The sequence below is a fragment of the Streptomyces sp. NPDC058239 genome (genome assembly GCF_042882185.1).
GTDB lineage: Bacteria > Actinomycetota > Actinomycetes > Streptomycetales > Streptomycetaceae > Streptomyces.
The window spans coordinates 24,535-45,306 of the sequence record NZ_JBHVWS010000038.1 but is presented as its reverse complement, the minus strand read 5'-3'; the positions used below and the strand labels follow the sequence as shown (position 1 = coordinate 45,306).

Genomic DNA, 20,772 nt, shown 5'->3' with positions numbered 1-20,772 from the left:
GATAGCAACCGCTTACATGCTGGCGCCGAGTAGCACCCGTTCCGCACGCTTCCGCCCCTCACTCGTTTCTGCAGGGAGAGTTCCGCATGCGTATGCCCACAGACTCCGCCGGCCCCTCCACCGCCCCTTTCTCCGCTTCCTCCCTCGTCGGCCGGCGTTCCGTTCTCGCCGCCGCGGCCGGATCCGGAGCGGCGATCGCCCTGGGCACCGGCACGGCCCGGGCCACGACGGCCGACGCCTCCGTTTCGCGGGGGGCCCGCCCGGTCCACCTGACCGTGACCGCCCGGCCCGCCGCCGAGGCCGAGCGGCTGCGGCTCGGACAGGCCCTGCGCGGCTCGGAGTTCCAGCCCACCGGCCTGTACGTCCCGCCCGGCACGCCCCTCTCTCTCACCGTCCAGCCGTACGACGATCTGCTGCCCGTCCTCTGGATCGGCGCCTGGGACTACTACGGCGAGATCACCGAGCCCCGCAGCTATCCGCTGACCGCCGGTGCGAACACCGTGACGGACCCGCACGGCGGCCCGGTCTATCTCACCTTGACGGGCCGTGGCGAGCGGGCCGGTGTGCTGGTCCGCTCCGGCGCCGTCCCCATGCCCGTCTTCGCCCTGGGCCGCACCTCGGAGGCCGACTACCGGCAGCAGCTGGACACACTCACCGCATCGCCGTACGTCGAACTCCACGCGCCTCACACCATCATGACGCTCACCCGCGAGGGCGCGCTGCTGTACCGCGACGAGGACCATGCCGCACTGCTCGGACTGGTCGAGACGATCATCGACTCGCACGCCCGGATCAGCGGCCTCGACGGTTCGAAGCCGGTACACCGGCGCAAGGCGGGGCCGTACCACTTCACCGAGGTCAGCAAGGTCCCGACCGGCGTCGGTGCCTACGCCACCCACGGCTACAACGGCTTCCCGCGGGCCTACCTCGACCGGGCCACGACCGTCGAGGGGCTGCGGACCCGCGGCTGGGGGCTCTACCACGAACTCGGCCACCTCCACCAGCAGATGGCGTACAAGCCGGGCGGTCTGACCGAGGTCACGGTCAACATCTATTCGCTGGCCGCGCAGCGCACCCTGAAGCAGCCGTCCAACCTGCTCACGGTCGACGCGACGACCGGGCTCACCTACTTCCAGTCCGCGCAGCGCAAGTTCGGCACGGCCGGGCTGACGTACGAAAAGTCCTTCGGCGCCTACGAGAAGCTCGTCCCGCTGCGCCAGTTGGAGCTCGCCTTCGGTGACGACTTCTGGCCCAGGCTGCACAAGCTGGTGCGCGAGGAGAACCCCCAGTCGGACTACACGGAGAACGACAAGCGCTACCGGGCCCTCGCCACCTTCTCCAGCCGCGTCGCCGGCTACGACCTCACCGACTTCTTCGTGAACACCTGGGCGTTCCCGGTCGACGCCACCGGCAAGGCCGAGCTGGCCGCGCTGAACCTGCCGAAGCCCCCCGTCGACCCGTCCACGCTGTCCGACTGACCACCGGCGACAAGGAGCCACTGTGAACCTCAGCAGAAGAACCCTCCTCGCGGCGAGCAGCGCCACGGCCGTCACAGCCGCGACGACGCTCATGACGTCGGCCGGCGCCGCGCACGCGCGGCCCGTCACGGCCGCATCCGCCGAAGCCGCGGCGCCCGCCGACTTCGACACCCTTCTCCGGCGGGCCGAAACCCTGCTCACCGGCGGCGAGTTCGACCCGGCCGACACCGACTTCACAGCGGCGCTCGCGACCCTGTCCACCACGGCCGAGGGGCTCTGGGACACCCTCGACCGCAGCGCCGGACGGACTGCGCTCTGGCCCGACCTCGCACCGCTCACGGACCCGGGCAACTTCGGTCAGAGCTACACCCGGCTGCGCACGATCGCGGTCGCCCGGGCGACCGGGGGCACCTCCCTCGCCGGGAGCACGGAGGTGGCGGACGCACTCGTCGCCGCGCTGCGCTTCACGTACGACACCGCGTACAACCCGGCCAAGCGCGAGACCGGCAACTGGTGGTTCTGGGAGATCGGCGCCCCGCGTGCCCTGATGGACTGCTCCGTCATCCTCCGCGACCGGCTTCCCGCAGCCGATCTGACGGACTATCTGTCGGTCGTCGACCGCTTCTGCCCGGACGCGGACCGTCGTACCAACTCCCCCTCGCTCGCGGAGACCGGCGCGAACCGCACCGACAAGGCCGTCATCGTGGCGCTGCGCGGACTGCTGGGGCAGGACGCCGGCAAGCTCGCCTCCGCCCGTGACGCGCTCTCCGACGTACGCGACCTGGGCCGCAACAGCCTTTTCCGTTACACGAGTTCGGGCGACGGCTTCTACGAGGACGGCTCGTTCGTCCAGCACGACGTGGTCGCCTACACCGGTTCGTACGGCATCGTGCTGCTGGGCGGCACCGCCTATCTGCTGGCGCTGCTGGCGGGCTCCGAGTGGGCGGTCGCCGACCCGAAGGTGTCGGTGATGTACGAGGCCGTCGAGCGGACCTTCGCCCCGGTGATCTTCGACGGGCTGATGATGGACTCGGTGCGCGGCCGGGCGATCTCCCGGGAACGCGCCGGGGACCACCGCGACGGTGCGACGGCCGTCGCCGCGATCCTGCTCCTGGCGACCGGCGCACCCGCCGAGTACGCGGGGCGCTGGCGGGCGCTGGTCAAGGGCTGGCTGACCCGTAATCGCACCACTCCCTTCACGGCTCTCGCGACACTTCCCCAGCTCGCCCTGGCGAAAGCCGTCCTGAACGACCGGACCGTGAAGGCCGAGGCTCGTACGACCGGCACCTTCGTCTTCGCCGACATGGACCGCGTCGTGCACCGCCGTCCCGGCTGGGCCTGCGCGCTGTCGCTTTCGTCGAAGCGGATCTCGGCGTACGAGGCGGGCAACGGCGAGAATCTGCACGGCTGGTACACCGGCGACGGCATGACGTATCTGTACGACGGCGACGACCTGGGGCAGTTCAACGACGGCTTCTGGCCCACCGTCGATCCGTACCGGCTCCCCGGCACCACGGTCGACACCCGGCAGCGCGCCGATCTCGGTACGGGCGCCGGTACGTCCACCTACCGCCCGGCGAACGCCGTCGCGGGCGGGGCCGTGCTGGACGGCCGGTACGGGGCCGCCGCGATGGAGGTGATCGGCGCCCAGGGCACCACCCTGCGGGCCAGGAAATCCTGGTTCCTGCTGGACAACGCGGTGATCGCGCTCGGCTCGGGCATCACCGCGAGCGACGGCCGGCCGGTGGAGACGATCGTCGAGAACCGCAACCTCGGCACGGACGGCAGCAACCGGCTGCTGGTCGACGGCATCCGTCAGCCCGCCGAGCAGGGCTGGGCCCAGGACTTCGGCCGAGCACGGTGGGCGCACGTCGACGGCGTCGGCGGCTATGTCTTCCCCGAAGGGACCGCCCTGCATGCCCTGCGTGAGCAGCGCGCCGGCACCTGGCGGGCCATCGACACCGGGGCGGACACGGGCGGCAGCACCGATCCGGTCACCCGCCGCTATCTCACGCTCCGGGTCGATCACGGCACCTCCCCCACCGACGCCCGGTACGCCTATGTGCTGCTGCCCGGCGCATCGGCGGCGGCAACCTCGGTCTGGTCGCACTCCCGGCCGGTCCGGATCGTCGCCAACGACGCCACCGCGCAGGCCGTGGAGGTGCGCCGGGCGGGACTGACCGCGGTGAACTTCTGGGGCGCCGGGACCGCGGCCGGGATCACGGCCTCCGGTCCGGCGTCGGTGCTCGTGCAGCGCCGGGGCGGACACATCTGCGTCGCGGTCGCCGACCCGGGCCGGACACTCACGACGCTCTCGGTCGAGCTGCCGTTCCACGTACGGTCGGTGGTGGACGCCGATGACACAGTGAGCCTCGTCCCGGGCCGCAGGCCCGTACTCACCGTCGCCGTGGGCGGCTCGCGCGGCCACACCCACCGAGCCGAACTCAGCCGGTAACCCACCCCTTCGTACCCCCTCCGAGGAGCAGCACCACCATGTCCGTCGCACCGCATCTGCAACTGCCGCCGCCCGACCGGATCCTGTCCTCCCGTACCGGCTGGACCCGGGCCCACTGGGAGGCGACAGCCGACCGGATGCTGGACGCGCTGGTGCCGTACGCGACACCCGGCTTCGCGCAGTACCGCCTGCCCGGCCGCAACAGCTGGTCGGGGGTCGTCTCGGACGGTCTCGAAGGATTTGCCCGGTCGTTCCTGCTCGCCGCCTGCCGGATCGCGGGCGCGGGCGGGGCGGTCGACCCCGCATTGACCGAGCGGTACACGGCGGGCCTGGCCGCGGGCACGGACCCCCGCAGCGGTGAGTCCTGGCCGCGGCTGACGGACTGTTCGCAGCAGATGGTGGAGGCGGCGTCGGTCGCGGTCGCACTGCACGAGACCCGGCCGTGGATCTGGGACCGGCTGGACGCCCGGGTCCAGGAGCGGGTCGTCGACTGGTTCTCCGGGTTCGTCGGCGGGCGTACCTGGGACAACAACTGGCGGCTCTTCCAGGTGGTGTCCGAGCAGTTCCTCGCCTCGGTCGGCGCCCCCTGCAGCCGGTCCGACATCGAGAGCAATCTGGACAGGATCGAGGACTGGTACGTCGGTGACGGCTGGTACACCGACGGCGACGGCCGGAACTTCGACTACTACATCGGCTGGGCCATGCATCTGTACCCGCTGCTGTGGTCGCGGATCGCGGGCGCCGACGACGGGGGCAGGACCGAGGTCTACCGGCAGCGGCTCAGCCGGTTCCTGGAGGACTACCCGCACTTCTTCGGCTCCGACGGTGCGCCGGTCCACCAGGGCCGCTCACTGACGTACCGGTTCGCCGCTCTCGCACCGGTGTGGATGGGGGCGCTGGCCGACTGCACCCCGCTCGCGCCGGGGCTCACTCGCCGGCTCGCCTCGGGCACGATGCGGCACTTCGCGGAGCGCGGTGTGCCGGACGAGCGGGGGCTGCTGACGCTCGGCTGGTACGACACGTTCCTGCCGAGCACCCAGCCGTACTCCGGTCCCGCCTCGCCGTACTGGGCGAGCAAGGGTTTCCTCGGGCTGCTGCTCCCGGCGGACCATCCGGTGTGGACGGCGCGCGAACTCCCGCTGCCCGTCGAGGAGTCCGATCAGTACACCGCGCTGCCCGCACCCGGCTGGCTGCTTCACGGCACCCGCGACGACGGCATCGTGCGGCTCATCAATCACGGCAGCGACCACAATCCGCCGTACGACGAGGCGGCCGACCCGTCCGAGGGGGCGGACGATCCGCACTACGCGAAGTTCGCCTACTCGACGGCGACGGCCCCCGAAGCCGCCCCGCACGCCCTGGCACGCTCCATCGACGGCCATCTGGCACTCGTCGCTGCGGACGGCACGCCGTCGCTGCGCCGCCGGATCCATCCGCTGCGCTGCGAGGACCGCGTCGCCGCCTCCTGGTACGCGGCCCGGCTGCCCGGTGACGACCATCCGTACCGGATCGAGACGACGAGTGTGCTGCACGGCCCGTGGGAGATCCGGGTGCACCGGGTCGAAGCGCCCAAGGGTGCGGTGGTGCGGGAGGGCGGTCACGCGGTCGCTCATACGGAGAGCCCGTTCGCCCTGTCGGGTCCCGACTGGGCGCTCGCCCGTACGGCCGACGGTCTGAGCAGCGCCCTGATCGCGCTGTACGGCTGGGACACTGGTGCCGAAGGGGCGGCTGTGGCGCGTGACGTCCAGTCCAATGCGTACGGACCGCGTTCCGCGATCCCGTATCTGCGCAGCCGACCGCACCCGGGCGGGCAGAGCATCCATGTATCGCTGGTCGCCCTCTCCCAGGACACCGTTCATCCGGAGGCGCTGCGCGACTCGGTGCGGGTACGAGCGGGTGCGGACTCGGTGGTGCTGACGTTCCTGGACGGTACGACGGTCGAGGTCTGAAGACGGTCGAGGTCACGTCGTGGTCAAGGTCTGATCGCGGCCCGAGTCTGTTCGCGGACCGGGCCGCCGGGGCCCGCCCGGTCAGATCCCGATGCTGTTGTCCTCCCACCGATGGAGGTGGCCGACGAGTTCCTGCGCCAGGGCCTTGATCGTGTCGAGCCCTGCCCTGCCCCATGGGCGGGGCACGGTGTCGACCGCGCAGACGGCGCCCAGGGCGATGCCCGTGCGATCGATGAGGGGCGCGCCGAGGTAGGAGCGGATGCCTATTTCGTCGACTACCGGATTCCCGGCGAACCGTGGGTAGTCGCACACGTCCTCCAGGACGAGCGCCTTGCGCCGTACGACGACATGCGGGCAATATCCGCGGTCGAGGGCCACATACCGGCTGCCGCGGCCGCTGCCCGCGGCCGTGGCGCCCAGGTCGAAGCCCTTGTGCGTGCCGGACGGTGTGTGCAGTCCGGCGTAGAACTGCCGATTGCCGTCGATGAAGTTGACCATCGAGAAGGGCACTTCGGTCACTTCGGCCACCCGGTCGGCGAAGGCGTCGAAGTTGTCGAACGAGGCATCGGCACGTTCCCCGAGGCCCAGGGTCCGCAGCCGCTGGGTACGGACGAGGGCGTCGCGGTCGACAGGCGTGAGCAGCATCCGGCCGCCGGCGTGCAGGGTCACGGGTGTGCTCCGAAGCCGGACAACGGGGCCGGGGCGGAGGTGGCGTTGATCAGGTGCTGGACCAGTGTGACCAGTGCCCCGGTGCCGGAGCTGGCGATCCGGGCGTCGCAGAGCACGACCGGCACGTCCGGCCCCAGGTCGAGCGCGGCCCGTACTTCCTCGGGCGCGTAGCGGTAGGCGTCGTCGAACTCGTTCACCGCGACGATGAATCCGATACCGCGCCGTTCGAAGAAGTCGACGGCGGCAAAGCACTCCGCGAGCCTGCGGGTGTCCGCGATCACGACCGCCCCCAGCGCCCCCTGGGAGAGTTCGTCCCACATGAACCAGAAGCGTTCCTGGCCGGGGGTGCCGAACAGATAGAGCACGTGCTGCTCGTCGAGCGTGATGCGGCCGAAGTCCATCGCCACGGTGGTGGAGGTCTTGGACTCGATGCCGTCGAGGCTGTCGGTGGCGGCGCTGACCTGGGTCAGCAGCTCTTCCGTGCTCAGCGGTGCGATTTCGCTGACCGCGCCGACGAAGGTCGTCTTGCCGACGCCGAACCCGCCTGCAACCAGCACTTTGAGCGCGACGGGAAAGCCTTCGGAGTCACCGGAGTCATGGACTCCACCGGTGCCGGCGGCCCCACCGGCGTCATGGCTGCCACCGTAGCCATGGCTGTCGCCGGAGTCATAGGCGCCGCGGGGGTCACCGTAGCCTTGCGGATGGCCATGCCCTGCGTGGCTTGCGTGGCTTCCGAAGCCTTCGGAGCTTGCGCTGTTCTCGTACGCGGCGGAGCTGCCGAAGCCGTCAGAGCTGTCGTCGTAAGCCATCGAGCACTGCCTCCAGCAGAGATCGGTCGGTGGGCATGTCATGGAAGGCGGGCGGGTGCGCGGTGACTGCCCCGCAGTCCACGAGGTCGGAGACGAGCACCTTGGCGACGACTGCGGGCAGCCGCAGATGGGCGGCGATCTCGGCCACCGAGGTGGGGCCGCCGCACAGCCCCAGCGCGACGGAGTGCTCGGGACCGAGATGGATCTGCGGCTCGGTCCCGGTGGCCATCACCAGGGAGAGCAGGTCGAGCACGGTCGTCGGACGGGTACGGCCGTTGCTCACGGTGTACGGGCGGATGAGCCGGCCTGCCGCATCGTCGAGCAACGGCCCGTCCTGCGGAACCGACACCCTCACAACCCCGTGGCGCTCGGTGTCCCGGCCGCTTGTCTCGCCGGAGTCATCAGATAGGGCCGGACACTCTTGACCAGCATGGTCATCTCGTAGCCGAGCACCGCCGCGTCCGCCTCGCGGCCGGCGAGAACGGCGAGGCAGGTGCCCGACCCGGCGGTGGAGACGAACAGCAGCGTCGAGTCGAGCTCGACCACCACTTGTCTTACGTCGCCGCTGTCGCCGAAGCGCGCGCCGGCACTGCGGCCGAGCGAGTACAGGCCGGCGGCCAGCGCCGCCATGTGGTCGGCGCTGTCGGCGTCCATGCCGTGGAGGGATTTCACCAGCCCGTCGGCGGAGAGGAGGACTGCGCTGCGTGTGTACGGCACGCGCTGGACCAGTCCGCTCAGCAGCCAGTCGAGGTCCGAGACCTGACCGGACGACATATCGGTCGCCATGGTGCATCTACTCCTTGGAGGTATTCGCTTCGAAGGGATCGGTGGCTGGGGCCGCGTCCTGATCCAGGGAGGGATCCGGGGCCGGGGACGGGTGGTGCGGTGCGACGGTCGTGATGAGTCCGCGGACCGGCAGCGGTCTGGGCGGGTTCTGGGTCTGCCGGGTCTGCGGGGCCGTCGTTTCGAGGCTCGTGTCCGGGCCCTGTTCGGTGTCCGCCTCGGATTCGCCACGGGCTTCGGCGAGTTCGATGCCCCGCCGGAAGGCCGCCATGAGTCCCGGGTCGTGCAGGGCTTGTTCGTCCTCGGTGCGCGGGGCCGGTGCCTCCCTGAGCTGCGGAACCAGGTGCTCCTGGTGGGCGCGCCTGGGGAGTTGGGGCCTGCCCATGGTGCCGCGTACGACTCCGGGCTCCGAGTGGAGCGCCGTAGAGGTTTCGTCCGTGTGCCGGATTCCGGGGCGGGCCTCGGCCGGGGTGGGGCGGTCGAGGCGCTCGGCGCGCAGTGGGAGCGGTGGGGCTTCGCCCTCGCGTCTCGCCTGCTGGGGTGGTTGATGCAGGCGGAGCGATTGAGTGGGCACGTACGGCTTCCGGTCGGCGCTCGCCTGCGGGGCCGGTGACGGGGCCGGACCGGCGCCCGGTCCCGGATTCAGGCTCGGGTTCGGCTTGCGGTGGCTTCCGGTGTCGTCCTCGGCCGGCGGACGATGTACGGGCCCCGGGGGCGGGACCGGAGCCGCGTGGGCCTCGACCGGAGCGTCCCCGTCCACGCCCAGCAGGGACTGCGGGAGAACGAGTACGGCCTGCGTGCCTCCGTAGATGTTGCTCTGCAGCCTGACCGCGATGCCGTGCCGTCGGGCGAGTGACGCGACGACGAACAGTCCGATCCGGCCGTCCTGCAGGAGATGGGACACATTGACCCGGTCGGGGTCGGCGAGCAGGGCGTTCATCCGCTTCTGCTCGTTGCCCGGCATGCCCAGGCCTCGGTCCTCGACCTCCAGCGCCAGGCCGGCGGTGACCTGCTGGGCACGGAGCAGCACTTGGGTGTGCGGGGCGGAGAACACGGTGGCGTTCTCCACGAGTTCGGCCAGCAGATGGATCACATCGGCCACGGCGTGTCCGCGCAGCGTGCCGTCGATCGGCGGTACCAGTTTGACCCGCGGGTACTGCTCCACCTCGGCGATCGCCGAGCGCAGCACCTCCGTCATGGTGACCGGGTTGCTCCACTGGCGCCGGGAGACGGCGCCACCGAGGACGGCGAGGTTCTCGGCATGCCTGCGGATGCGGGTGGCGAGATGGTCGACGTGGAAGAGGCCCTTGAGCAGATCCGGGTCCTCGACCTCGTGCTCCAGCTCGTCGAGCAGCTGGATCTCGCGGTGTACGAGCGACTGCAGCCGACGGGCGAGATTGACGAACACCTCGACCTTCTGGTCCTCGCCGGTGTGGTCGGAGAGCCGGGACACCTGCATGACCGCGGCCATGGCGACTTCCTGCTGGCGGCCGAGTTCCTGCGCGAGCAGCTCGAAGGCGTCGCTGCCGGGTGCGGCGGGCTGCGCGGGCCTGCGGGCCGGCACTGGTTCGCCGTTGCGGAGCTGTTCCACCACACGCTGAAGTTCGGCCTGGCCCTGTGCGCTGGCACGGCGGAGCGCCAGGCAGCGGCCGAAGACGGTGGTGGCGACTCGGTTGGCGGCCAGGTACGCGGCCAGCACGGCGGCGACGGCCAGTGCACCGGCCCCGCCCAGTGCGGTCCACAGTTCGGTGGACGGCCGGGCTCCGGTGGAGCGGACGGTGAAGATGACCGCTGCGGCTCCGCTCAGCACCGCGGCGACGGTCGGCAGCACCGCGGTGCGCAGGAGTTGGGGGCGTATACGCGCCTCGGGGGATGGCTGGGCGGCACGCGGCCTGGCCGTGGCCGAGTGGGAACGGACACCCGGTCGGCCGTGCCGTCCGCCCTCTCGGCGTTCCGGTCGCGCTTCGGGTGCGCGAAGTTGTGACATCAGCGTCCTCGGTACGTGGGGCACCAGGAATCGGCGTTCATGCGGTGGCACCTACGGTGGTCGGTCAGGCTCGGTTCATCGGTCGGGCAGGCTCGAAAGACATGAGCCCACCGTTGATCACCGGACACACACGGTAGTCGCCCATCACTCAGGTGCGACGGGCAGTTGTCGAACTTGCCCGCCATCCGTCCCGCTCTGGTATGACCTCTCGCACGAAAGACCGATTACTCCGCATTGACACTTGGTCGACGGACACGCGAACGGCGCACCGGAGCGAACCCCTGAACACACGGAACGGCTCGGCCCGTCCGGTCATGCCGGACGGGCCGAGCCGTCTCACGCTCCGCGGTCGATCGGGCCTGCCCGAAACGGGGTCGAGCCCCGCCACGACGAGACGGATTACGAAGACTCCTCGGGGCCGGCGGTGACCGAGGCGATCGATCTGCCCGTTGCCACCACTCACCCCGCCTGCCGCAGAGCCATACCTACGCTCAACTCAACCTATGCGCAGGCCCTGTCGAAGGCTCGTTCCGCTGCCTGCACCCACGCTTCCCAGTAGGCGTCGGTGTGATTCTGGCTCCGGTCCGGCGCTGGCCGTTCGCTGCAGCTCACCTCGGCCGCGTCGCGGCCGGCCACGCCTCCTGCTGTGCGGCCCTGTACTCGCTCGCTCCTGTCGCCCCTCCCCATGGTGGAACCGGACTGGGCCGTCCCGGTGTCGGACTGGGCCGTCCCGGTGTCGGACTGGAGCTTCCCGGTGTCGGGCTGGACCACCTTGCAGTTCACGAAGATGTTGCTCTGGTCCTCGTTGACGGCGAGAACGGTGTAGTCGACGTTCTTCTGGAAGCGCTTCAGCAAGAAGTTTCCGTTCGCGTCCACGTTCAAGAGCTCGGTGGACTCACCGTCGTTGAGGTTCCGCGGGGCCGTGAAGCCCTCACCGGAGATGGTGACGAACGTCCCGTTCGCCGCGGGCGTGACCGTGCAGCTCGCAGCAGGCACTGCGCCGGCGGTCGGTGCGAAGACGATCGCGCCGGACAGTGCGAGTGAGGACGCGAGCAAAGAAACCACGGCGCGTCGAGGGTGCAGATGCATGATGGTGCTCCCATCAGAGAGGTGTGCGACAGCCGGCCGCAGTGGCGTCGATGCTCATCGCCGCGAGCACAGCGCGACGGTCTGCGGGGCAGGCGGGCACGCACCATCCTGAATTCGGCCGCCGCGTCACACCGGCGGCAATCCGGAGGCCGGAAGGTGCCCGCTCTCCCATGCTCCCCCGCCCTCCCTGGGGTGTCGACCGGGGGGCGGGCCGCTCATGCCGAGCGGCCCTCAGTGCCTGCGGCGCCACAACTCCCGTCGTATCTCGGTAGGCCTGACGCAGCCCGGGCATCCGTCCACCTGTATGACGTGCACGACGCGGGTCCGGACACAAGGGAGCCCCACCCCCGGCGTTGAGCCGAAGGAGTGAGGCCTCGGTGTCAGGACGTCACGATCCGGGGCTCGACACGGATGCCGGACGCCCTTCGCGAAGTCGGCAGCGGGATGTACTGCCGTGCCCCCCTAGCCCTCCCCGTCGAGGCGAACCATCAAGGGCCTGGAGCGCCGGCTCCGGTTCGACCTCCGCCGGCCTGGTGGACACCCTCATCACCGCGCCCAGGCTCTTGTCTCCGCCCGCGTCACCGTTCACCCGCAAGATCAAGATCAAGATCGAGATTGTCCTGAGCGACGTCCGTTCCCTCGGTACGGCGCCAGGGGTGTGCGATCGGGGCAGCCGCGGCCCGCCACCAGGGATCGACGGGAAGCGTTCCCGCAGGCTCGAACGGCTCGCCCGGTCGCGGAAACGCGGCCGCTTGCCCGGCTTCCTCAGCAGCGTCCCTGGTCCACTCGCCGGGCTCCGCCCACGCGTGCGGGGCGAGATTGAAGGTGGCCCAGTGGATCGGGAGCATCGCGCCGAGCGGCTTGCCGCCCTGGAGATCCAGATGGGCCCGCATGCCCTCGGCCGGTGTCATATGAATGTCGGGCCAGTACTCGGAGTACGCGCCGATCTGGATCATCGTCGCGTCGAACGGGCCGTGTCCGGCGCCGATGTCCTTGAAGCCGGGGAAATAGCCGGTGTCACCGCTGTGGTAGATCCGGTGCTCGGGCCCCGCGACGGCCCAGGACGCCCAGAGCGTGTGCTGCTGGTTGCGCAGACCGCGGCCGCAGAAGTGCCGGGCCGGGGTGGCAGTCAGGCTGATCCCGGCGATCTTCGTGGTTTCGTTCCAGTCCAGTTCGCGCGTCCGGTCGGCGGACACGCCCCACCGCTCCAGATGGGCGCCCACACCGAGCGGGACGGCGAAGACCGTGTCCGTGCCGGCGAGGGCGCGGATCGTCGGCAGATCGAGGTGGTCGTAATGGTCGTGGGAGATCACCACCGCGTCTACGGGTCCGAGCGCGGCGAGCGGCAGCGGCACGGGGTGCAGCCGCTTGGGCCCGGCAAAGGCGAAGGGCGAACAGCGCTCGCCCCACACCGGGTCGAAGAGCACCCGCCGGCCGTCGATCTCGGCGAGCACACTGGAATGGCCCATCCAGGTGAGCCGCAGCCCGGTGGCGGGCGGCTCGGCGAGGTCGGCGTAGGTGGTGGCGTGGACGGGCATGGTGCCGACCGGCGCCCTGCGCGCCCGCTCCTCCTTGCGGAAGTAGACCTTCGCGAACTCCAGGGCGGATCCGGACGGCCGGGTCCTTGCCCCCACCGGGTTCTGGAAGACGCCGTCGGCGAAGTTGGGCGAGCGGCGGATGCGCTCCATGCGGGCACCGCCCGGATCGGCGCCGAATGCGGCGGGGCGCAGCGAACGCAGCCGGGTGCGGAGCGGAGGCAAGGGGTCAGCGCCGGTCACAGCATCTCCTGAGGGAGTCGGTGTCGTCTCATTATGGGCGGGGGGTACGACAGTGCGAGAGCGGAAGGGCCGACGGACTCATCGCCGGACCGGGCTCCATCAGCCACGCGGCTGCCCGTACGCGTGCTCGATGCGCAGCCGCAGCACGACGCGGCGGTCCCGGACCATCGCATTGCGGTAGTCGTCCCAGTCGGGGTGTTCGCCCTGGACGTCGCGGTAGAGCGTGATCAGCTCCTCCACCGTCGCATCGTGCGGATCGGCGGCGACGGGGGTCAGCTCGGCCGTGCCGTCCACGACCGTCCACGACCAGCGGTCCGCGCTGGTGACGTGGTAGCTCGCCCGCGGGTCACGGCGAAGATTCTTCGTCTTCGCCCGGTCCTCGGTGATCGAGACACGGACGATGCGCTCGTCGGGGTAGTAGAAGTGATTGACATTGGACAGCTGGGGCCTGCCGTCCCGCTTGAGCGTCACGAGTACGCCGCCGCTCTCCTCGCCGAGCAGCCCGAGCAGCGCTTCCTGCTGTGCATCGAATCCCGTCATGCCGGATCCAACGTCCGTGCCCGCCACAGGATTCCGCATTCGGCCATGGTCCCGTGTCACATCCGGGGGATCCCGGTCCCTCATCGACCGGCCTGCGCGAGAGCGAGGCGTACACCCCGCTGGAGCGTGACGTCATGGCGTACGCGGAGGTGATGAGCCTCACCCGCACCCGAGGCCGGGGACGAGCTGGTGGAGCGGCTGCGGACCACGGCTCGGCGAGGCGCCGCTCGTCGAGCTCACGACCATGGTCGCGGTGGAGAACATGCACTCCCGCACCGATTCCGCCCTCGGTCCGACCAGCCAGGGCTTCAAGGACCGGTGCGCGGACAGCGCACCGCAGGCCGCTGACCGATGTGGTCCGGAAACTGAACGACGATTCAGCAGCAGCCACATTGACAGGGGTGCCACCGTCTCCCGATACTGACCGGCGATTCAGTAAATCGATCTGTTGGTATCGGCCTGTCAATGGAGGGAGCCGGCGTGCTCGAACAGCCGGGAAACGCGTCGCCGACCGGCGGTGAAGCCGTGGTCCGCGCCCTGGCGGCACATGGGGTCACCAGGGCGTTCGGGATTCCGGGAACGCACAACCTGGAGATCTACCGGCATCTGGCCCCGTACGGCATCGCACATGTCACGCCCCGGCACGAACAGGGCGCGGGATACGCGGCGGATGCGTACGCACGGGTCACCGAGCGGCCCGGGGTGGCGATCACCACCACCGGGCCGGCCCTGCTCAACATCACGGCAGCGGTGGGTCAGGCGTATTCGGACAGCGTGCCGCTGCTGGTCGTGTCGCCCGGGATGCCGTTGTGCCACCCCCGGCAGCCGACCGGTCTGTTGCACGAGATGCGCAGCCAGACCGAGGCACTGCGCGCGGTCGCGGCGTTCAGCCACCGGGTGTCGACGGTCGAGGAGATCGGCTCGGCGGTGGCGCGTGCGTTCACCCTGTTCCGTACCCGGCGGCCGCGCCCGGTCCATATCGAGGTACCGCTGGATCTGCTGGAGACGGCGCAGCCCGCGGGACCGGTGCGGCTCACGCCACCGCTGTCCGCCCCCGGCCCGGCCGGGCCCGCGCTCCGGGACGCGGCCCGGGTGCTGCGCTCTGCCCGGCGGCCCGCCGTGATCCTCGGCGGAGGGGCTCGGTCCGCGTCCGTCGGGTGCCGGGCGCTCGCCGAGGCCCTGGCCGCCCCGGTCGTCACCACCGCCAACGGCAAGGGGATCGTCGACGAGACGCATCCGCTGTCGCTCGGGGTGTCGCTGCACAGCCCGTCCGTACAGAAGTGGCTGGCCGACTGCGATGCGGTGCTCGCGGTCGGCACCGAGCTGGCCGAGTCCGATCTGTGGTCCGCACCGCCGCCGCTGGACGGCACGCTGATCCGGGTCGACATCGACCCCGCCCAGATGTACGCGGGACTGCCCGCCGATCTGGCGCTGGTCGGCGCGGCGCGCCCCACGCTGGAGGCACTGCGGGGGGCGCTGGAGGAGGCAACCGGGGAATCGGGCGCGCGGGACGGTGCCGCCGCGGTGCGGGCGCTGCGCGCCGCGCGGGACGCCGAGACCGCGGAGCGCGACGCCCGCTGGGTGCCGTATCTGCGGGCTGCACGGGCCGTGCTGGACGCCGACGCGATCTGGACCTCGGACAGTGCGCAGTGCTGCTACTACGGCGCCCTGCCCCACCTGCCCGTCGGCCCGCGCGGGCGCTATCTGCACCCGACCGGCTTCGGCACCCTGGGCTACGCGCTGCCCGCGGCGATCGGCGCGAAGACCGCGTACCCGCACCGGCAGGTCGTGGCGCTCAGCGGGGACGGTGGGCTGCAGTTCTCCGTGCAGGAGCTCGCCACGGCCGCCCAGCTGCGGCTGCCGCTGCCCGTCGTGGTGTTCGACAACGGGGGCTACGGGGAGATCCGTGACGAGATGACCGCGCGCGGCGACACCCCCACGGGCGTCGATCTGCCGTCCGTCGACCTGTCCGCGCTGGCGAGGGCGTACGGCGGCCACGGCACCCGCGCCGACACCCCTGAGGCGCTCGCCCGCGCCCTGTCCCTGGCCCTGACCACCCCCGGGCCCACCGTGATCACTGTGACCGAGGAGACCTCCCGATGACGACACCTTCGGTGTCCCGCCCCACCACCCCGTCCGCCCCCCTGATCTCGCTCACCTGGACCGACCACATCACCGGCCGCCAGGGGCACCTGGTCGTCGACCGGCTGGTGCGCGGCGTGTCCAGCGGCGGGCTGCGGATGCGGGCGGGCTGCACGCTCGACGAGGTCGCTGGGCTGGCCCGCGGCATGACGATGAAGGAGGCCCTTCACTTCGACGCCGATGACACAAGGGCCCACTACATACCGCTCGGCGGCGCGAAGGGCGGCATCGACTGCGACCCACGCGACCCGGAGGCCTACGGCGTTCTGGTCCGCTATCTACGGGCCGTGCGCCCGTACATCGAGAACGTGTGGACGACGGGCGAGGACCTGGGGCTCACCCAGGACATCGTGGACCGGGCGGCGGCCGAGGCCGGGCTCGTCTCCTCGATCCAGGCCGTCTATCCCCTGCTCGACGACGAGACGGCGGCCCGGCAGCGTCTCACCGACGCGTTCGCCGTCGAGGTGGACGGCATCGGGCTCGACGAGCTGGTCGGCGGCTGCGGTGTCGCCGAGTCGGCGCTCGCGGCGCTGGACCGGGCGGGCGTCCCGTACCGGGAGGCCAGGGTCTCCGTACAGGGGCTCGGCACCATGGGCGGGGCGACGGCGCGGTTCCTGGCGCGGGCCGGGCTGACGGTGGTCGCCGTGGCCGACGTCAAGGGCACGATCGCCAATCCGGCCGGCCTGGATGTCGAGGCGCTGCTGGCCGCCAGGGACGGGTACGGAACGGTGGACCGCGGCGCGCTCCGGGACGGGGACCGGGAGCTGTCCGCGGACGCATGGCTGGAGCAGGAGGCCGAGATACTGGTACCGGCAGCCGTTTCGTACGCGATCGATACCGCCAACCAGGCGCGTATACAGGCCCGTTGGGTCGTCGAGGCGGCGAACATGCCGGTGCTCGCGGAAGCGGAGGCACTGCTCGCGGCGCGCGGGATCACGGTATTGCCGGATGTGGTCGTCAACTCCGGTACGAACGCCTGGTGGTGGTGGACACTGTTCGGTGACATCGGTGCTGACGCCGACGAGGCGTTCGGACACACCCGCCGCTCCATGCGGGCCCTGATCGACCTGATGCTGGCCCGCGCCGAGGCCGACGGCTGCACCCCGCGGGCCGCCGCCCATGCCATCGTCGCCGATCGGCTGCCGGTGATGGCGCAGCGGTTCGGCTGGTACCGCTGAGCCCAACTGCACTGCCGGTCAAGGCTGTTGTGGCCGACCGTCCACATGTACGGCGTATAGCTGCCATGGCAGCTTCCCGCCAGCCCCGACCCGGCTCCAATCCGCCATGCTCCTGACACTCTCACCTCACCACCCCCTGAAAACACACGAGTTCACGAGGTGAGAATGAGACGGACCAGATGGGCGGCGGTCTGCGCCACCGCGCTTACCGCCGCCCTTGCCGGTGGAGCACTGCCCGCCGCCGCCGACAACACACCCGCCTTCGCCGCCCCGTCCACATCCCCGGAAACGGCCGGCGGGAGCAGCACCGTCACCCTGCTGACCGGCGATGTGGTGACGTACTCCGGCCGTGGGGACGGCGTACAGATCAGCTCGATCGTGCCGGGAACCGGCCGCGAGGGCATGGGCTTCACCCGATTCCGGGCCGGGGGCCACGAGTACGCGGTACCGATCGACGCCATGGGCCAGATCTCCCGGGGCCGTGTGGACCGGCGGCTGTTCGATGTGACCGAGCTGGTCGCCTCGGGGTACGCGGACGCCGATACGGACTCGCTGCGCATCCTTGTCGGCGGTGCCGCATCGTCGTCCGGGAGCCCCGGCGCCCCGAAGGGCGCACGGGTCGCCGCGGCCTTCCCGACCACACAGACCACCGCGCTGAACGTGCCGAAGAAGTCGGCCGACACCGTCTGGAAGCAGCTCGGCACGGAGTCGCGGGCCCGCACCGAGGGCATCGGCAAGGTCTGGCTCGACGGCAGGGTGCGGGCCACACTCGACAGGTCCGTACCGCAGATCGGCGCCGACCGGGCGCATCGTGCCGGGATCACCGGGAAGGGCACCAGAATTGCCGTTCTCGACACCGGATACGACCGGGACCACCCCGATCTGAAGAGCGCCGTCGTGGCCTCGCAGGACTTCACCGGAGACGGCGACGTGCAGGACATGCAGGGCCACGGCACCCATGTGTCCTCGATCATCGCCGGTTCCGGGGCCGCCTCCGCGGGCCGGTACGCGGGGGTCGCACCGGGTGCGGAGCTCGTCGAGGGCAAGGTGCTCGGCAACGACGGCTACGGCTACGACTCCTGGATCCTGGCGGGCATGCAGTGGGCCGTCGACCAGGACGTCAAGGTCGTCAACATGAGCCTCGGCTCGACCGTGGCGTCCGACGGCACCGACCCGCTGTCCGCCGCCGTCGACAAACTCTCCGCCGAGCACGGCACGCTCTTCGTCATCGCCGCGGGCAACAGCGGCGACCGGACGATCAGCGGGCCCGGTGCCGCCGACGCCGCTCTGACGGTCGGCTCGGTCACCAAGTCCGGTGAGATGTCGGCGTTCTCCTCACGCGGCCCGCGTCAGGGCCGGCCCGCCGTCAAGCCGGAGATCTCCGCGCCCGGCAGTGACATCGTTGCCGCGCGGGCCGCCGGTACCCTGGACGACGCCGCCGTCACCGAGCGGTACGCCTCCCTCTCCGGTACGTCGATGGCGAGCCCGCATGTGGCGGGCGCCGCGGCTCTGCTGGCCCAGCGGCACCCCGACTGGTCCGGCGCCCGGCTGAAGGCGGCACTGATCGGCAGCGCCGCGCCGGTGGACGGTGCGACAGTCTCCGACACCGGATCGGGCCTCACCGACGTACCGGCCGCACTGGCCACCGCGGTGCTCGCCGAACCCGCCACGCTGGCCGCCCACACCACGTACCCGAACGCCTCCGCCGAGCCCCGGAGCCGCGAGCTGACCTGGACGAACACCACTGACAAGCCCGTGAGGCTGAGGCTTTCCGCCGGGCAGGGCGGTGCGGTGCGCCTGGCCGCGCGGACGCTGACCGTGCCGGCGCGTTCCTCCGCCGTCTCGACGGTCACGCTCGAACCGTCGCGGGTCGAGGCGGGCACGACGTACGGCGGTGCCGTGACGGCGACCTGGCCGGGAGGCGGACGGGCGACCGTGCCCGTCTCGATTCAGGCCGATCCGGAGACGTACACCCTCACCCTGACCGGACCCGCGCCGCGTGAGGGCAGCGAGGCCACCTCGACGGGTGTGGTTCTGCAGAACGAGAAGACCGGCGCGTCCCAGCTGATCGGGCTGACAGGCACCACCCCGAAGAAGGTGACGCTGCCGCGCGGCAGTTACCGGGCCCTCGGGCACACCTGGGAGTACGACAAGGTGGCCAACACCGTCGTCGGCACCACGGCGATCCACTTCGCCCGACGGGTGGCGGTGGATCAGGACACCTCGGTCGCATTGGACACCGAGGACGCGAAGCCGGTACGGATCGGTGTGGACGACGGGTCCGCCCGGGTGGCCCTCCAGTCGGCCACCGGCATCGCCTCACGGATCAACACCGGTTCCGGCGCCGTGGACAGCGGTCTGATCGCACCGAGTTCCGCCGGTCAGTACCGCGTCGAGGCCGTGCCCACCACCGGGGCGGCACTGGACGGGCTGACCTTCTTCGGCGGGCTGAGCTGGCAGCAGCGCGAGGTCGACGCGCACGAGCCCGGCTCCTCGGCGAACGCGCTGAAGCTGCTGCTGTCGCAGTACAGCATCTACAGCTGGCTGGGCACAGCGACCGGCGAGGTCGTCGACATCGGCACCGGGGCGGAGACCGACCCGGCGGCGATGGACCTCAAGGGCAGGATCGTGCTGTGGACACCGGCGACCAGCCAGACCTCGTTCAACAACGCGCTCTACCAGAAACTGACCGACGCGGGCACGGCCGCCATCCTGTACGTCGGCTACGGGCTCTCCGTCTACCGGCCGACGCCGGTGCTCCGGCTGGACGAGGCCAGCGTGCCCGCGCTGCGGGACCGGCTGGCCGAGGGGCCGCTGACCCTGACGCTCGACGGCGTCAGCACCGGGGCGGACGCCTACTATCTGCACCACTCGGTCGACGGCCGGGTCCCGGCCGGGGCCGAGTGGTTCGACCGGCGGTCCGAGCTGGCCGAGGTGCGGACGACACAGCGCACCCATGGCTACCCGTCCGACCCCAAGGGCATGTACGCCTGGACCACCTGGCACGGACTGACGCTCTACCAGCAGGTCACCCGCTACCGTCCGCCGTCGGAGCAGACGCTGTACTTCTCCCCGGACGTGGCATGGACGACGGCGACCTTCCACTACCAGTACGACGTCGCCGACCGCGTCTACCCGCTGGGGACGCTGAGCGGTCCACCCACCGTGTACCGCAAGGACGGTGACTACCGGGACGACTGGATGTCCGCCCCCTTCAACCCGGCGCTCGGCAAACAGGCCGGTGCCGCCCAGATCGTCAGGGAGGGCGACAAGCTGAAGGTGGCGCTCCCGGTGTTCTCCGACGCGGCCGGACACCGGGCCGAGACGGCACCGGGTGCGGACAGCGGGAGCACGGTCCTGGCGGACGACCGCGGAGAGGTGCTGGCCCGCAATGCCGCACCGGGACGCGCCACATTCGACCTGCCGCGCAAGGAGAGCTGGTACCGGCTGACCGTCGATGCCACGCGTACGTCGCCGGATCCGGTGACCTGGATGCTCGGGACGCGGGTCACCAGCGAGTGGCGTCTGCGTTCCGGGCACGAGAAGTCGGCCGCACCGGCCCGGCTGCTGGACCTCGACTACCGGCTGCCGCTCACCGGCGAGAACGCGGCCGACCCCGCGAAACCGCTCGACTACACGGTCGGCCTGTCCGCGCAGGGCAGCCGGAAGGCGCTTCCCATCGCTTCGCTGAAGGTCTGGTACGCAACGGACGGCACCGACTGGAAGCAGGCCCCGGCGGCTCGCGGGGCGGACGGCCGCTGGAAGGTCACCGTGCCGGCCCTCGGGACCGCCAAGGTCGATCTGAAGTCCACCGTCACGGACAGCTCCGGTGCTTCGCTGACGGAGACCCTGATCGACGCGTACAACTCCGGCTGCGCCGACATCTGGTGCTGACGGTGCAGGCCGGCGCCCCGG

At 71.0% G+C, this 20,772-nt stretch carries 14 protein-coding genes; 6 read left to right on the top strand and 8 right to left on the bottom strand.

Annotated elements, in window-relative coordinates:
- Positions 1–92 precede the first annotated feature (92 nt).
- From ACFVYE_RS31715 to ACFVYE_RS31705, 3 genes are read left to right on the top strand one after another with little or no spacing between them, the layout of a single operon-like run.
- Entirely contained in the window at positions 93–1,478 is a 1,386-nt protein-coding gene (locus ACFVYE_RS31715) for a M60 family metallopeptidase (RefSeq protein ID WP_389607837.1), read from the top strand.
- Positions 1,479–1,500: 22 nt separating this feature from the next.
- Entirely contained in the window at positions 1,501–3,933 is a 2,433-nt protein-coding gene (locus ACFVYE_RS31710; protein WP_389607820.1) for a polysaccharide lyase 8 family protein, read from the top strand.
- 38 nt (positions 3,934–3,971) lie between these two features.
- Entirely contained in the window at positions 3,972–5,882 is a 1,911-nt protein-coding gene (locus ACFVYE_RS31705) for a DUF2264 domain-containing protein (RefSeq protein ID WP_389607819.1), read from the top strand.
- 81 nt (positions 5,883–5,963) lie between these two features.
- Here ACFVYE_RS31705 and ACFVYE_RS31700 read toward each other — a convergent pair whose 3' ends face one another.
- The 8 genes from ACFVYE_RS31700 to ACFVYE_RS31665 all read right to left on the bottom strand — a co-directional run bounded on the left by ACFVYE_RS31700 (position 5,964) and on the right by ACFVYE_RS31665 (position 13,537).
- Positions 5,964–6,551, bottom strand: coding sequence for a GAF domain-containing protein (locus ACFVYE_RS31700; protein ID WP_383973691.1), 588 nt, complete (start codon positions 6,549–6,551; stop codon positions 5,964–5,966).
- The gene (locus tag ACFVYE_RS31695; protein ID WP_383973707.1) at positions 6,548–7,108 is read right to left on the bottom strand and encodes an ATP/GTP-binding protein; all 561 of its coding nucleotides are present in this window, start codon (positions 7,106–7,108) and stop codon (positions 6,548–6,550) included. The genes ACFVYE_RS31700 and ACFVYE_RS31695 overlap by 4 nt, the downstream gene beginning before the upstream one ends.
- 229 nt (positions 7,109–7,337) lie before the next feature.
- A complete protein-coding gene (locus ACFVYE_RS31690; RefSeq protein ID WP_383072168.1) occupies positions 7,338–7,709 on the bottom strand; it encodes a DUF742 domain-containing protein in 372 nt (123 codons plus the stop codon).
- Between the two features lie 2 nt (positions 7,710–7,711).
- Positions 7,712–8,146: a roadblock/LC7 domain-containing protein gene (locus ACFVYE_RS31685; RefSeq protein ID WP_383973689.1), complete on the bottom strand. Its 435-nt coding sequence runs from the start codon at positions 8,144–8,146 to the stop codon at positions 7,712–7,714.
- Positions 8,147–8,153: 7 nt separating this feature from the next.
- Complete coding sequence (locus tag ACFVYE_RS31680) at positions 8,154–10,130, bottom strand: ATP-binding protein (protein WP_383973687.1); 1,977 nt, start codon at positions 10,128–10,130, stop codon at positions 8,154–8,156.
- Between the two features lie 501 nt (positions 10,131–10,631).
- On the bottom strand, positions 10,632–11,219 hold the full coding sequence (locus ACFVYE_RS31675) for a hypothetical protein (protein WP_389607818.1): 588 nt from the start codon (positions 11,217–11,219) through the stop codon (positions 10,632–10,634).
- Positions 11,220–11,797: 578 nt separating this feature from the next.
- Positions 11,798–12,997: an MBL fold metallo-hydrolase gene (locus ACFVYE_RS31670; RefSeq protein ID WP_383971718.1), complete on the bottom strand. Its 1,200-nt coding sequence runs from the start codon at positions 12,995–12,997 to the stop codon at positions 11,798–11,800.
- Between the two features lie 99 nt (positions 12,998–13,096).
- Complete coding sequence (locus ACFVYE_RS31665) at positions 13,097–13,537, bottom strand: PPOX class F420-dependent oxidoreductase (protein WP_383971721.1); 441 nt, start codon at positions 13,535–13,537, stop codon at positions 13,097–13,099.
- Positions 13,538–14,017: 480 nt separating this feature from the next.
- Here ACFVYE_RS31665 and ACFVYE_RS31660 point away from each other — a divergent pair, with 480 nt between their 5' ends.
- The 3 genes from ACFVYE_RS31660 (at position 14,018) to ACFVYE_RS31650 (ending at position 20,751) form a co-directional block, all read left to right on the top strand.
- On the top strand, positions 14,018–15,640 hold the full coding sequence (locus tag ACFVYE_RS31660; RefSeq protein ID WP_383971724.1) for a 5-guanidino-2-oxopentanoate decarboxylase: 1,623 nt from the start codon (positions 14,018–14,020) through the stop codon (positions 15,638–15,640).
- Entirely contained in the window at positions 15,637–16,857 is a 1,221-nt protein-coding gene (locus ACFVYE_RS31655) for a Glu/Leu/Phe/Val dehydrogenase dimerization domain-containing protein (protein ID WP_389607817.1), read from the top strand. The genes ACFVYE_RS31660 and ACFVYE_RS31655 overlap by 4 nt, the downstream gene beginning before the upstream one ends.
- Positions 16,858–17,022: 165 nt before the next feature.
- Positions 17,023–20,751, top strand: coding sequence for a S8 family serine peptidase (locus tag ACFVYE_RS31650; RefSeq protein ID WP_389607816.1), 3,729 nt, complete (start codon positions 17,023–17,025; stop codon positions 20,749–20,751).
- Positions 20,752–20,772: the final 21 nt, after the last annotated feature.

What these genes read in the sequence shown, in the direction of transcription:
- ACFVYE_RS31715 (WP_389607837.1), top strand. Translation starts at nt 93, where the DNA reads ATGCCCACAGACTCCGCCGGCCCCTCCACCGCCCCTTTCTCCGCTTCC.
- ACFVYE_RS31705 (WP_389607819.1), top strand. Translation starts at nt 3,972, where the DNA reads ATGTCCGTCGCACCGCATCTGCAACTGCCGCCGCCCGACCGGATCCTG.
- ACFVYE_RS31685 (WP_383973689.1), bottom strand. Translation starts at nt 8,146, where the DNA reads ATGGCGACCGATATGTCGTCCGGTCAGGTCTCGGACCTCGACTGGCTG.
- ACFVYE_RS31680 (WP_383973687.1), bottom strand. Translation starts at nt 10,130, where the DNA reads ATGTCACAACTTCGCGCACCCGAAGCGCGACCGGAACGCCGAGAGGGC.
- ACFVYE_RS31675 (WP_389607818.1), bottom strand. Translation starts at nt 11,219, where the DNA reads ATGCATCTGCACCCTCGACGCGCCGTGGTTTCTTTGCTCGCGTCCTCA.
- ACFVYE_RS31665 (WP_383971721.1), bottom strand. Translation starts at nt 13,537, where the DNA reads ATGACGGGATTCGATGCACAGCAGGAAGCGCTGCTCGGGCTGCTCGGC.
- ACFVYE_RS31655 (WP_389607817.1), top strand. Translation starts at nt 15,637, where the DNA reads ATGACGACACCTTCGGTGTCCCGCCCCACCACCCCGTCCGCCCCCCTG.
- ACFVYE_RS31650 (WP_389607816.1), top strand. Translation starts at nt 17,023, where the DNA reads ATGAGACGGACCAGATGGGCGGCGGTCTGCGCCACCGCGCTTACCGCC.